Source organism: Aquimarina gracilis (genome assembly GCF_035285365.1).
Lineage (GTDB): Bacteria > Bacteroidota > Bacteroidia > Flavobacteriales > Flavobacteriaceae > Aquimarina > Aquimarina gracilis.
Window position 1 is genome coordinate 474,803 of the sequence record NZ_JAYKLX010000001.1, and the last position, 13,498, is coordinate 488,300.

Sequence of the window (13,498 nt, forward strand, 5' to 3'; positions counted from 1 at the left end):
ACAATGGTAAATTTGAACTTATATCATGAAATGCTTATGATTCTTTCCAAAGGAATTATAGTAGATCGCTTCAGAATAACAGACTTATCTGTAATTCCCCATATGGTAGTTTCTACCTCTTTTATTCCTGCATCATCGGCAAAAACAATTTTGACCTTCACATGCTCTAAATTTCCCAATCGAAGTCCTCTGGTTAATTTCCTATATCGATCACGTTTATCTCTTTTATTACCTAACACTTCTTGTTTTGGAAAATGTAAAAATTTAATTTCTTCTTTTTCGATATGCTTTATATGATCAATAGCCTCCATGACTTTCGTTTTTAAAATTCGACTCTGAAAATTTAGTGGGAATTGTAAGCTATAAATTACAGTATTTTAACATTTTATAGCGTAAAAACAATGTTAATTAACACTTTTGCAATCAGCATCATGAGCTACTTAATCAAGTTTTTTTAATAACTCTTGTGCTTTATTATAATCCTCTGCCTCTTTTGGAAGTGTTTTGAGCAATTTTGCACTTTGATCGTATTTTTTCTGTTTCAGTTGATTTAAGGCCTCAAACCATATTGCTTTGTATCTATACACGGAGTTGCCCTGAGATAGTTTTTCTAAAACTTCTGAGGCACCCGAATATTTATCTTGCTCTAATAATGAGATAGCATAATAAAATTGATACTCTGCATTTTCAGGATCTTTTGATACTAATAGTGAAAGGTATTTTTCTGCAATAGCATAGTTTTGTTTGTTGAATGCGTTTTCGGCATTTTTCACATTCTCCTCATCTACTCCTCTTTCAGAAATAGACAACTCTGGTATTGCAGCAAAATCATTATAGGTTGGATTGCTTTGAGTAAAGAAGTATACCCCAAAGATTATTGCTATACTAGCAGCTACAGCATAGGACCAAGTAGGGAGCTTGATCACTTTAGGCTTCTTTGTAGTTTGTCCAGAATTCTTTTTATCTGTTTTTTCTTTGACCACTTTTTCCTTAGGTATCTTTGCAAAGTGGTCATCTCCAATCCTTTTTAGATTCGCCTTTAGAGTCTCCTGCTCTTTTTCTAAATTAAAACTAGCATCTAAGTGAATGTGTAATTCTTTATAAAGCTGTAATTCCTTTTCAATGGTTTTATCTTCGCTTATCAACTTGTCTAATCTGGCCTTTTCGTTGATAGAAAGCTCATTGCTGCAAAACTTCTCGAATAGTTCGTATTTTTCTTCTGGGGTCATAACATATTCTTTAGTTGATTAAACTTAGGAGTGTTCTGAACCAATTGTGTTAATTGACCAATGCACAAGGACTTCTTTTTGCGAACATAGGCATATGATTGTCCTAGTTTTTGCGCTACTTCTTCCATCGATTTGATGGTAAAAGTTACTTTTAGCAATTCTTTACAAGCCTTCCCTAATTGGTCAAACATTTCGGTAAAAAGTTCGTGTTTTGCATTAAAAATTTCGGTTTCTTCAGCAAAACGAACACTCTCATCATTAATAGATACAACCTCTTCATTAATTGTTACCTCTTTTTGAGAAGATTTTTTTAATTCATTCAGCCATTTACGTTTACACAATAGGAAAAAGTAAGCATCAAATGGGCAAGTAAGTTGTAATGCTTTTTCTTTGGCTTGCCTGTATATAGTAATTAATGTCTCCTGTATAATATCCTGGGCTCCAGAATCATCTCCACTATTCTTTTTGATATATCCCACCACCTTGGGTGCAAATTTGTCATAAATCTCAGCTAGCAGTACGGTGTCGTTTTTCAAAAGTGCCTCGATATACTTCTGATCAGGATGTGGTTTATTATTTGGCATACATACTTGGTTGGTGCATCTAATTTAAAAAAAGTTTCAGGATTAAGGGTAACAAAAAGGAAAGGGGATTGATATGAGATTGTAAACCATAAAATTTTAAAATTATGAAAACAAGAAATATTACAATCACATTACCGAACAATAGTAGGAGTGTAAAAACAACTACGGTGAGCTTTTTGCTTTTGGCATTAGCTATTCTATTTTTAGGAAGCTGTAATAATGATGATAGTGAGATGAGTGTTCCTCCCTCAATCAATGGATTAGAAGTTACCGCAAAAATTATACAAAACCGGGAAGATGCAAAGCAAACTCACACTCTAGACGCGAATGCGGGAGGAGAAGTGCAAGGTGACGAAGGTACAATTCTTTTCTTCCCTCCTAATAGTTTCCTAGATCAAAACGGTGATCCCGTTACCGGAAATGTTACTATCGAATTCATTGAAATATATGATAAAGCAAAAATGCTATTGACCAAAATGCCAACGAATGGTAGACGACCTAATGGAGATATAGAAACCTTGGTCTCGGGAGGAGAATTCTATGTAAATGCAACTCTGGAAGAAGAACAATTAGAACTTGCCAATGGATTTCAAATATTCGCTCCAACAAATGAATTTGATGACGAAATGGTGCTTTTTAATGGCCAAAACGATAATTGTATTGAAGATGATTTAGAATGTGATGTAGTTTGGGAAGAACAAGAACAAGGCGGTTTAGAACAAATGCAACGTGAGGGACCTAACGGTACCGGAGTAACTGTCTATGGAGGTTTTATAGACAACTTTGGATGGACTAATATTGATCGTTGGTACAGCGACCCAAGACCAAAAACTGTTCTTTATGTTGATGTCCCCGAAGGATATGACGACACCAACTCTAATGTATACATATCTTACGATGGAGAACCTACGGCCCTAGCTCTACTGGATATTTATAATACCCAAACCGAGCTTTTCTCTGAGCACTACGGATTAATCCCAATCGGATTAGAAGTACACATCATATTTGTTTCTATACAAAATGGCGAATACGTATATGCGATTCAGGCCGCTACGATTGAAGAAGATCATCTAGAGGTAATCGGATCCACTAGTACGGGCACTGAAGCAGAATTAGTGGCGCTTATTAATGCATTGCCCTAACAAATAAGCATACTGGAATATACTTAATAGGTTAACGGGGGTTACGGCACATTCCGGCATATTTTCCGGAGGAGTTTTCTCTTCCGGATTTTTTTTTTGGAAAAAGTTTCAAAAAGTAGGTAACAAAAAAACACTCTTGTTGATATAGAGGTGTAACGCAAAAAAAATAAAAACTCATGACAACAAAAAATAACATCTTTACTTTACCGAAAAAAAGTAGGTTCGTAAAACAAATCATGATTAACGTATTATTATCTACTTTTTCATTAATCTCGTTTACAAGTTGCGAAACCGACAATGACATCAATGACTTTCAAACCAATAGCCCTGTATTTGACCTAGATCTTTTTGAGCAAAACTTGATTGATTATATAGAAGCTGGGGGAGACAGCCCTATAGGTTGGGCATATACCATTAGTAAAAATGGCAATCTGGCCCGATCTAATGCTTACGGACAAGCGAGAACATCGGCCGATGGGGCCACGGACTTCACTCTAAACAAAGAAATCAATGTGGCTAGTGTAACCAAATTTTATACCGCCATTGCCGTAATGCAGTTATTAGAAGCAAATGACCTTACAATAGAAGATAAAATAACAGATTGGCTACCCGATTCTTGGGCACAAGGGCCAGGAGTGAGCGAACTTAGTTTTAAAGACCTATTAAAACATGAATCGGGATTACAAAGCACCAACAATAACTTTGATACGACCTTGGGATACGACGGATTAAAAGATTGTATTGAAACCGGGGTGGTAAATTCAAAAACACGAAATTATTTGAATGTAAACTTTGCCTTGTACAGAGTTCTTATTCCATCTTTATGGAGTACAATTAGCAATAACGCAATTGATATTGAAAATGATGCCAATACCCAATTCATGTATTTGCTATATATGCAAGAAAATATTTTTAACAGACTTTCTTTACCCTTGGTAGGATGCGTTCCTGAAGATAGAGAAACTTCAACCTTGTATTACAATGCAAATGATTCCAACACAAATACCAACGGCCAATATTATGGTAGCTGGAACAACAAATCTGGCGGAGGCGGTTATTTTATGACCACATTAGAAATGGCAAAAGTAAATGCATTTTTCGAGCAGACCGAAGTGTTAGTTACCAAAGATCAAAGAGATCAAATGAAATTACACCGATTAGGTATGGATACTGAAGATGCCGCCGATGAAATTCATGGAAATTATTACGGTAAAGCAGGATCCATTGGAACAAGTAGCGATGCAACTGTTTCACAAGGAGTAAGAACACAAATTGTAATGTTTCCATCAAACAGAGTGGATTGTGTGATCGTGATGAATTCTCAAGGTGTGACTCTGCAAAATACCACGAGCCTACGTCAAATGATATACAACGCTTATAATGCTGCATGGGTACAACCATAATTTAGGAGATCTCTTATAAATCTTATTACATTTCCGGGAGGTAAACCCTTCCGGAAATTGATAATTTAACTTTTACTTATCTTTAATAGCAAGAAACAAAATCATGAGGGGCATCATACTATTTTATTTTGGGGTATTAATCCCATTCTTGAGCTTGTCACAAATTCAAAGCAATGATACTTTAAGGATTGCTTCGATAACCCATGAGATAGAGGGCAACAGGGTTACTTTTGGAGCAAAAATGCCTGCCCTAAATCAAATTGCTGGCGCACCTAAAGCCTATTACACATATTATTGGGAGTTTGGAGATGGAAACTATAGTTTCAAAAAAAATCCGACGCATACTTTTAATAAACCTGGTAATTACAAAACAAAACTGTGGGCAACCAATAATTATGATAACGGCAAACCACCAAAAAGTCGACCAAAATCAATTACAATCTCAAGTAATTTTGATGAAGCATCGGTTGAGAATATTTCACCCTTTGTCGAAAATGAAGACCTAATACTGAAACGAAACCGTGAACCAATTCCAGATCAGGAAATGGTGTTGATCACTAGTTATAAAAACAATAACAACTACGCTTCCAGTGGAAAACTATACCTGTTCTATAACGACAATCAATTCAAGAATGATAATTTCACCATAGAAGATACTCGCTTGCATCATGGTGAGCGCATTATTCCGTTAGAAGGAATTTCTGAAGTACTTGGAGAAAACGATGACCAAACATTGCTGGCCTCTTCTTCAAATTCTTTTCTTCAAAACAAAACACTTTTTGCACAGGATACCACCAAAAGAAGAAATTTACCCCTCACGCTTGAAGAATCAAAAGCATTATACCGCAGTTATCAAGTCATTGCTTTTGATGACATGCAGCCGGGAGAAGAGCGAAACATCTTCAGGACACTAAGAACCACTCCTGAAATGATAAAAGACACAAGTGCCATTGTAACATTACGAAGTGTTTATGTGCCCGACGAAAATTTTGACAACCACACCGTAAAGGATACCGAAATGGAGATTGTGACATCACATGATCCCAATAAAATGTCATCCAACGGTTGGTTCATGAATTATCGATTTGTTCGATTTAAACGACTTAAATTCAAAATTCGTTTTCAGAATAATGGAGAAGGACCTGCGAATACAATTCGATTAGAAACAGATATTCCGGATATGTTTGACAAATCTACACTTAGGATAGATGGCATGTATCCCGATTGCCCTATTTGCCCAAAAGAACAGGAAGTAAACTACAGTTGCCTTGATACTATTTTACAAAAAGATAAAATCATCTTTCAATTCAATAAAATCTATCTTCCTGGAAGCGAACAAAAGAATGTCGAGGAAATAGATTCTACCAAAGGGTTTGTAAAATATTCAATGAAGTTTGCCAAGGATTTTCATAAGAAGAAAACCAAAAGTCGCACGGCAATTTACTTTGACAAAAACGAACCTATAATCACCAATTATGCTACTACCAGGTTCATGCCTGGCATATCGATTGGCGCAAAAGCTGGATATATTAGCACTCCAGAACTAGATAATCAGAGAGAATATTTTATAGGTGCAACCCTATCCCCTTTTAAATCATATCGTGCCTATTACCAGGCAGAATTGATGTTATCTTCTGGATCCTACGATGAACTTCGAAATTTTGAAACCTCTACGGTTAACGCAGACGGATCAAGAACTGTTATACAATTTTCAGAATTAAATCAATTTCACAATATTACTGTTTATGCCGTGCCGGCTTCCTTGCGATATAATTTCAATAATTTTTTTGCAATGGGAACGGGGCTACAATTAAAAATGGATATGACAAGTAAAAATGATCAGGAAACCACCGGGCAGGCTTTCCTTCTTGACGGGAATGGCAACCTTAACCCAAATCCAGATCTGGACTCTTTTGAAACCGATAGAATTACAAATAGTCTCATAAATACGCAGGCCGGTATCTTTATAGGAATGAACCTGGGCACTGTAAGAATAGGACCCAGTCTTGGAGTACGATACGTCTATAATTTTGATGCTCCCAACAGTCAAATTCAGTTATATGGAATTTGGAAATTTTAAATTACTTATCTACAGCTGTATCTTTGTTTTCATGGGTAACTTTACCGTTTTTTCTTGGCAAGGAACCAATACCTCTGACTTTTTGTACAAACAATTGGATCTGTTTTTACACAACCCCACATCGTTGGGATCATTAAAACTAAGCAAAACCATAGCTTCAAAAGAAGACCAGCTGTATACAAAGTCCGATCAGCTTGCTTGGGTAATAGTACATTGTAATTTGGGATATTATCGTTCTCAATTTGGAAGCATCTCTTCGGCGATTCATTATTATGAAAAAGCATGGCAACTATTTTATGAAAAAAAACTATCTGACTATGACATTATTGAAAACTGCCTGCAGCCATTAGGCAATTTGTATATTAAAATAGGAGATCTGCCAAAAGCCGAAAATACGATCATAAACTATCTCTATCTCGCAGAACAATCCCAAAATGAACCTAAAGTAATTTCAGCCATCATCAATCTTTCTATTGCATACAATAATCAATCCAATTACACCAAGGCTTTTGCAATACTCGAGAAAGGCCTACGTATTGATCCAAATAACATCAACATCCTCACCAATCTTGCAACGAACTATTTGGAAACTGGTGACCTAGAACAATCTCAAGAAAAAGCTAATAATGTTCTGCAAATTGACCCAAACCAGATAAATGCTTATAAAATTCTTGCAGCAATTGCTCTTGAAAAAAAACAACTTCATACTGCCGAAAAATATATTCTTAAAGCAAGATCACAACTATTAAAAAATAAAAGCACGACTGCAAGATCCTTTGCAAAATGGAACTTGGCTTATATTGATATCTTGCTTTCCAAATTGGAATATGAAGAAGTTCAAAAAAGTCTAAATGATATTTATGCTTCCCTTCTTCCAGGTTATTCTGAAAAGAATGAACTCCCTACAGAAGAAAACCTCATCGCAGATAAAGTTTTATTAAAATCACTGGATATCCAAGCGTATGTATATCAACAAACACACAAACCCTATAAAGCCATCAAGGCATTTAATCTTGCGTTTTCTGTAAACGAAAAACTTAACATTTTGTATCCACTCCAGGAGACTAAAATTCTTCAACACAGTCAAAACCGCAATAGAACCGAAAACTACATTGAGCTATTATTTTCGTTATATCATTCTGAAAAGAATAAAACATTTATAGAACATGCTTTTCAAGCTTCTGAATACTCTAAAGCTCCCATTGTAACAGAAGCCTTGTTATCCAAAGAAATACTGTCCCAGTATAAAAATGATTCTTTAATCAGAACAAAAAACAAAATTGACTCTGAATTATCGTTTTACGAAACATTAATTATAAAGGAAAAAATAAAGGGTAGTAGCGCTAATATTGGCCAAATTCAAAAATGGGTAAAAGTTCATGCTTCAAAATCAATTGATCTTAAAAAAACCACAGAAGCTCTTCAGGACAAATACCCAGTACTCATACATCCAAAAAAAACGATTTCTCTTGAGGAACTTCAAAAAAAGCTAACAAAAGACAAAGCGACTTTGATCGAATACTTCTATGGCAACCGCAATATCTACCAATTTGAGATTCGTTCGGATTTCTTCAACATAAAAAAGATTGAGAATACAGATGATTTTAAAGTAACAATTAAAGAGCACATTGGTTTTTATGACAGCCCTTCAAATATTTCAAATGATATACCGAGGTATATAAAAAATGCGATAAAAACATTCGAGCTTCTCAAAATTCCTATCCATTCAAAAAACCTCTTAATTATACCTGATGGCCTCTTGTATTTTATTCCTTTCGAAGCTCTATTAATCGAGCATATAAATGGTATAAGCTTCAACAAGATGCCTTTCTTGTTAAAATCAATCGAAACAAGTTATGAGATTTCTGCTGGTAAATACCTGCGAACATCTGAGGCAAGGCTCAATAAAAATACCGTTCTAGGGGTGTTTCCGATTTTTGAAAACACAGATTTAGAGCTCCCTCATTCATCAATCGAAAATACTAAAATCCAGAAGCACTTTGATGGAGAGTTTATTGAAAAAGAGCAAGCCACTTATGATACATTCGTTCAGAAAAGTAATAATAAAAAACATGGAATTATTCATTTATCGACACATGCCCAATCTGGGAGTTTCTCTAAGCCCGCATCTATAAAATTTAGAAATCAAGACATTCTGGTAAATCAATTGTATGCATTGAACCTTAATGCAGACTTAATAGTTTTAAGTGCTTGTGAAACAGGAGTCGGTAAATTGATAAAAGGAGAAGGCCCAATAAGTATAAGTAGGGGGTTTCAATATGCTGGAGTGAAAAATGTTTTATTCTCTTTATGGAAAGTTAATGATAAAACAACTTCTGTGGTAATGGAAAAATTTTATCAAAACCTAAAAAAGTCAAATGCAAAAGGATATTCGTTGCACCAGGCAAAACTAGATTATCTTAAAGCTGAAGATATTTCGAACATACAAAAATCACCGTATTACTGGGCAGCATTTGTATATTATGGGGGAATAGAACAACTTGATTCACTAAATTATGTTTGGTATTACATGGGTATTGTTTTATTCATATTAATTGCACTACTTTTACGCAAGTTTCTTCAACAAAAAAAATGAGTACACTTAGAAAATTTTTGATCCAAAAAGAATATCATCGCATAAAATTAGTCCTTACCAAAACCAATCATTTTGAAGTTAAAGCCATACTAAACGGTGTTGAAGGCAACTTTATCGTGGATACTGGCGCATCAAACTCATGTGTAGGTTTTGAAGCCGTTGATAAATTCAATCTCTTTGCTCAAGATAGCGATGTAAAAGCAGCAGGTGCAGGTGCTACTGATATGCTTACACAACTTTCGAAAAAGAATTCTATTAAAATAGGAACTTGGTCAAGAAACAGAGTATCTCTTATCTTATTTGATCTAAACCATGTCAATGCTGCCTTAATAGCTCACCAAGCAGAACCAGTAGACGGAATTATCGGTGCTGACATTTTAAAAAGAGGAAAAGCCGTTATTGATTATGAAAGAATGTGTTTATATTTAAAATAAAGGCATAAAAGTCCATAAATTACATTCCTGTTCTAATGGCTTCTACAGGATCCAGTCTTGAAGCTGATACTGCGGGTAAAATCCCTGCAATCAAACCAATAATAGTGGCAGAAAACATGCCCCAAAACATGTTAGAAGCAGAAAGTATAAACTGAAAATCGCCTGTGAATTGAGAAGCCAGCAAAGAAATTAACCATACAAGAAAAAGACCAATCAGGCCTCCAAAAATAGCCAAAATGATAGCTTCAAATAAAAACTGAAACAGTATAAACTTTCTTTTGGCACCCAGGGCTTTTTGAATCCCAATAAGATTAGTTCGTTCTTTGACACTTACAAACATAATATTGGCAATTCCAAACCCTCCAACCAGTAATGAAAACATCCCGATAAAGCCACCTATAGTAGACATGGTTCCTGTAATATTATCAATAAAATCAGTAAACCCTTGTAATTGATTTACAAAAAAATTATCGATTTCATCAGGTTTTAAACCTCGATATGCCCTAACTTTTTGTTTTAAAGAAGCTACAAATTCTGGTACGTCGATACCAGATTCGGGTTTGATTATGATACCAGGAAATGAAGCCTTATTATTATCCCCAAATATTCGTCTCACAAAATTCACAGGTACCATTACCATAGTATCCTTGGAGTTTCCAAACAGACCTGTTCCTTCTTTCTTAAGCACTCCAATTACAGTAAATTTTCTACCGTACAACCTAACTTTTTTACCTATAGGATCTGCGCTTCCAAAAAGACTATTGGCAATTTCGTCTCCAATAACAATAACCGGAGCCCCAGAAACAGATTCTTGTTCATTATAAAACCTCCCTTTTACTACCTGTAATTCTTCAATATCATAGTAATCGTTGGTTACAGGAGCAATTTGAACATTACTTACCGTTTCATCCTCATACTTTATAGTTTCGGGCGCCACATTCAACGAAAAAGTTACCGCCTTGAGATCAGGCATTGTGCGTTTGATATATTGATATTCATCAAAAGTTACATCAGGAAATTGCTCTCTTTTCCACTGTGGCACATCTGTAGGTCCAAAAGAGAAACGCATCAAATATATTGTACTATTATCCAGAGAACTAATACTACCTTTAATCTCTTGTTTTAAAGAATCTACGGCAGCAAGTACCCCAATTATTGAGAAAATTCCAATTGTTACACCAAGCAACGAAAGAAAAGTTCGTAATTTGTTATTTCTAAGCGCATTTATTGCAAAATTGAAACTCTCTTTTAGTACTCGAAGATAGATTAGCATGCCTTATTTTTTGTGTACTATTTTATATATTCTAAAGATAGGACGTTTTCCTTATATTTTTGTTACAATTTACTTCAAACAATTACACATAATTCGTTGTCTAATTGCATACTAAATTGCTACTTTTGCGTTTTACTAACTAAAATTTCTCATGAGCAACACAAAAACTGCGAAATCCGCGTTAATTTCTGTATTTAGTAAAGACGGATTAGCACCTATCGTAAAAAAATTAGACGAACTTAACATTACTATTTATTCTACAGGAGGTACCGAAAAATTTATTAAAGATTTAGGTATCGATGTGATTCCTGTAGAAGACGTTACTTCGTATCCTTCCATTTTGGGCGGACGAGTAAAAACGCTTCACCCTAAAGTATTTGGAGGAATATTAAATCGCCAAAATAACGATAGCGATGTTGCAGAGCTTGAGCAATATGAAATTCCACAGATCGATATCGTAATTGTGGATTTATATCCTTTTGAAAAAACAGTTGCTTCTGGTGCACCTGAACAAGATATTATTGAAAAAATTGATATTGGAGGAATATCATTAATAAGAGCTGCAGCCAAAAACTTTGCAGATGTTACTTGTGTAGCATCAGTAAACGATTATGCAGAATTTTTAGCTGTTATTTCTGAAGGAAATGGAAATATCTCTATTGAAGATCGCAAACGTTTTGCAGCAAAAGCATTTAATGTATCTTCTCACTATGACACTGCCATTTTTAATTATTTTAATGAAGATCATTCGATTCCGGCGCTTAAAGTAAGTGAAACCAAAGGTAAGGTATTGCGCTATGGAGAAAACCCGCACCAAAAAGGATTTTTCTTTGGTGATTTTGATGCAATGTTCGACAAATTACATGGTAAAGAATTATCGTACAACAATCTTTTGGATGTAGACGCAGCTGTTAATTTAATGAACGAATTTCAAAGAGAAGCACCAACATTTGCCATCCTTAAACATAATAACGCTTGTGGATTAGCTCAAAGAGAAACCGTTCTTCAAGCTTATGTCGATGCGTTGGCTGGTGATCCTGTTTCTGCATTTGGCGGAATATTAATTAGTAATACCGAAATAGACAAAGCAACCGCAGAAGAAATTCATAAACTATTTTGTGAAGTAGTGATTGCTCCCTCTTTTAGTAGTGATGCCGAAGAAATTTTGAAAGGAAAGAAAAACAGAATTCTTTTGGTTCAAAAAGATATTGACTTACCCAAAACACAGATGCGTTCTTGTTTGAATGGTGCTTTGGTTCAAGACAAAGATCTTAAAACAGATGCCAAAGATGGCTTAAACACCGTAACAAAAGTTGCTCCAACCACAGAGCAAATTGAAGATCTTTTGTTTGCTTCAAAAATTTGTAAGCACACCAAATCTAACACTATCGTTTTTGCCAAAGGAAAACAATTATTGGCTAGCGGTACTGGTCAAACATCAAGAGTTGATGCCTTGAAACAATCTGTAGAAAAAGCTTCTTCCTTTAATTTTGATTTAAATGGAGCTGTAATGGCTAGTGATGCTTTTTTCCCGTTCCCGGATTGTGTAGAGTTGGCCGACAAAGCTGGTATAAAAGCAGTAATTCAACCAGGAGGTTCTATTAAGGATCAACTCAGCATCGATTACTGTGATGAAAACGGAATTGCAATGGTTATGACAGGAACACGTCATTTTAAACATTAATTTTATTACATTTACGAAATTTTAACCCCTTTTTTTGACTTTTTATGGGATTTTTTGACTTCTTTACCGAAGAGATCGCAATAGATTTAGGTACCGCTAACACTTTAGTAATTCATAATGATAAAGTGGTAGTTGATAGCCCATCTATTGTTGCCAGGGATATTATGACCGGAAAAATTATAGCAGCTGGAAAAGAAGCTGCTATGATGCAAGGAAAAACCCACGAGAATATAAAAACGATTCGCCCCCTTAAAGACGGAGTTATTGCCGATTTTGATGCCAGTGAGAAAATGATAAGCATGTTTATCAAAGACATCCCTGCATTAAAGAAAAAAATCTTTGCTCCTGCCCTACGTATGGTGATTTGTATTCCTTCAGGAATCACAGAGGTTGAAATGAGAGCGGTAAAAGAAAGTGCCGAACGCGTAAATGGAAAAGAAGTATACCTAATCCACGAACCTATGGCCGCAGCCATAGGTATCGGGGTTGATATCATGCAACCCAAAGGGAATATGATCGTTGACATAGGTGGTGGAACTACAGAAATTGCCGTGATAGCCCTTGGTGGAATTGTTTGTGACAAGTCTGTAAAAATTGCAGGAGATGTATTCACCAATGATATCATTTATTATATGCGTACACAGCACAACTTATATGTTGGAGAACGTACCGCAGAAAAAATAAAAATTCAGATCGGTGCAGCCACCGAGGATCTTGAATTACCTCCTGAAGAAATGAATGTTCAGGGACGTGATCTATTGACAGGAAAACCAAAACAGGTACAGATTTCTTACCGAGAAATGGCAAAAGCTCTGGATAAATCAATACTACGCATTGAAGATGCCGTAATGGAAACATTATCACAAACCCCACCCGAACTTGCTGCAGATATTTACAATACAGGAATATATCTTGCAGGTGGTGGATCTATGCTTAGAGGATTAGATAAAAGGTTATCGCAAAAAACAGATTTGCCTGTTTATATCGCTGAAGATCCATTGAGAGCCGTAGTAAGAGGAACAGGGATTACATTAAAAAACCTAAATAGATATAAAAGTGTATTAATAAAGTAG

Annotated in this window: 11 protein-coding genes; 7 read left to right on the forward strand and 4 right to left on the reverse strand. The window is 35.3% G+C overall.

Annotation, left to right across the window (positions count from 1 at the left end; genetic code table 11):
- Window positions 1–23 precede the first annotated feature (23 nt).
- The 3 genes from U6A24_RS01965 to U6A24_RS01975 all read right to left on the reverse strand — a co-directional run bounded on the left by U6A24_RS01965 (window position 24) and on the right by U6A24_RS01975 (window position 1,813).
- Window positions 24–311: a hypothetical protein gene (locus tag U6A24_RS01965; RefSeq protein WP_324178254.1), complete on the reverse strand. Its 288-nt coding sequence runs from the start codon at window positions 309–311 to the stop codon at window positions 24–26.
- Between the two features lie 129 nt (window positions 312–440).
- On the reverse strand, window positions 441–1,229 hold the full coding sequence (locus U6A24_RS01970) for a tetratricopeptide repeat protein (protein WP_324178255.1): 789 nt from the start codon (window positions 1,227–1,229) through the stop codon (window positions 441–443).
- Window positions 1,226–1,813 (reverse strand): RNA polymerase sigma factor, encoded by a 588-nt coding sequence (locus U6A24_RS01975; protein ID WP_324178256.1) that lies wholly within the window; start codon window positions 1,811–1,813, stop codon window positions 1,226–1,228. The genes U6A24_RS01970 and U6A24_RS01975 overlap by 4 nt, the downstream gene beginning before the upstream one ends.
- Before the next feature lie 104 nt (window positions 1,814–1,917).
- Between U6A24_RS01975 and U6A24_RS01980 the strand changes: the two genes are divergently transcribed.
- The 5 genes from U6A24_RS01980 (at window position 1,918) to U6A24_RS02000 (ending at window position 9,468) form a co-directional block, all read left to right on the forward strand.
- Window positions 1,918–2,955, forward strand: coding sequence for a hypothetical protein (locus tag U6A24_RS01980; protein WP_324178257.1), 1,038 nt, complete (start codon window positions 1,918–1,920; stop codon window positions 2,953–2,955).
- Window positions 2,956–3,131: 176 nt separating this feature from the next.
- Window positions 3,132–4,358 carry a serine hydrolase domain-containing protein gene (locus tag U6A24_RS01985; RefSeq protein ID WP_324178258.1) on the forward strand — a complete coding sequence of 409 codons (1,227 nt, stop codon included), beginning with the start codon at window positions 3,132–3,134 and terminating at the stop codon, window positions 4,356–4,358.
- Between the two features lie 103 nt (window positions 4,359–4,461).
- Window positions 4,462–6,438 (forward strand): PKD domain-containing protein, encoded by a 1,977-nt coding sequence (locus U6A24_RS01990; protein WP_324178259.1) that lies wholly within the window; start codon window positions 4,462–4,464, stop codon window positions 6,436–6,438.
- A 31-nt stretch (window positions 6,439–6,469) separates the two neighbouring features.
- The gene (locus tag U6A24_RS01995) at window positions 6,470–9,034 is read left to right on the forward strand and encodes a CHAT domain-containing protein (RefSeq protein ID WP_324178260.1); all 2,565 of its coding nucleotides are present in this window, start codon (window positions 6,470–6,472) and stop codon (window positions 9,032–9,034) included.
- The gene (locus tag U6A24_RS02000) at window positions 9,031–9,468 is read left to right on the forward strand and encodes a retropepsin-like aspartic protease family protein (RefSeq protein WP_324178261.1); all 438 of its coding nucleotides are present in this window, start codon (window positions 9,031–9,033) and stop codon (window positions 9,466–9,468) included. Before U6A24_RS01995 ends, U6A24_RS02000 begins: the two co-directional genes overlap by 4 nt.
- A 19-nt stretch (window positions 9,469–9,487) precedes the next feature.
- On the opposite strand, the gene U6A24_RS02005 is transcribed toward U6A24_RS02000, so the two are convergent.
- A complete protein-coding gene (locus tag U6A24_RS02005; RefSeq protein ID WP_324178262.1) occupies window positions 9,488–10,741 on the reverse strand; it encodes an ABC transporter permease in 1,254 nt (417 codons plus the stop codon).
- Between the two features lie 151 nt (window positions 10,742–10,892).
- Between U6A24_RS02005 and purH the strand changes: the two genes are divergently transcribed.
- Window positions 10,893–12,425, forward strand: coding sequence for a bifunctional phosphoribosylaminoimidazolecarboxamide formyltransferase/IMP cyclohydrolase (gene purH, locus U6A24_RS02010; protein ID WP_324178263.1), 1,533 nt, complete (start codon window positions 10,893–10,895; stop codon window positions 12,423–12,425).
- A 44-nt stretch (window positions 12,426–12,469) separates the two neighbouring features.
- On the forward strand, window positions 12,470–13,498 hold the full coding sequence (locus tag U6A24_RS02015; RefSeq protein ID WP_024772404.1) for a rod shape-determining protein: 1,029 nt from the start codon (window positions 12,470–12,472) through the stop codon (window positions 13,496–13,498).

Coding starts and splice junctions, on each gene's coding strand:
- U6A24_RS01965 (WP_324178254.1), bottom strand. CDS start 311: ATGGAGGCTATTGATCATATAAAGCATATCGAAAAAGAAGAAATTAAA.
- U6A24_RS02015 (WP_024772404.1), top strand. CDS start 12,470: ATGGGATTTTTTGACTTCTTTACCGAAGAGATCGCAATAGATTTAGGT.
- U6A24_RS01990 (WP_324178259.1), top strand. CDS start 4,462: ATGAGGGGCATCATACTATTTTATTTTGGGGTATTAATCCCATTCTTG.
- U6A24_RS01975 (WP_324178256.1), bottom strand. CDS start 1,813: ATGCCAAATAATAAACCACATCCTGATCAGAAGTATATCGAGGCACTT.
- U6A24_RS02000 (WP_324178261.1), top strand. CDS start 9,031: ATGAGTACACTTAGAAAATTTTTGATCCAAAAAGAATATCATCGCATA.
- purH (WP_324178263.1), top strand. CDS start 10,893: ATGAGCAACACAAAAACTGCGAAATCCGCGTTAATTTCTGTATTTAGT.
- U6A24_RS02005 (WP_324178262.1), bottom strand. CDS start 10,741: ATGCTAATCTATCTTCGAGTACTAAAAGAGAGTTTCAATTTTGCAATA.
- U6A24_RS01980 (WP_324178257.1), top strand. CDS start 1,918: ATGAAAACAAGAAATATTACAATCACATTACCGAACAATAGTAGGAGT.
- U6A24_RS01995 (WP_324178260.1), top strand. CDS start 6,470: ATGGGTAACTTTACCGTTTTTTCTTGGCAAGGAACCAATACCTCTGAC.
- U6A24_RS01970 (WP_324178255.1), bottom strand. CDS start 1,229: ATGACCCCAGAAGAAAAATACGAACTATTCGAGAAGTTTTGCAGCAAT.
- U6A24_RS01985 (WP_324178258.1), top strand. CDS start 3,132: ATGACAACAAAAAATAACATCTTTACTTTACCGAAAAAAAGTAGGTTC.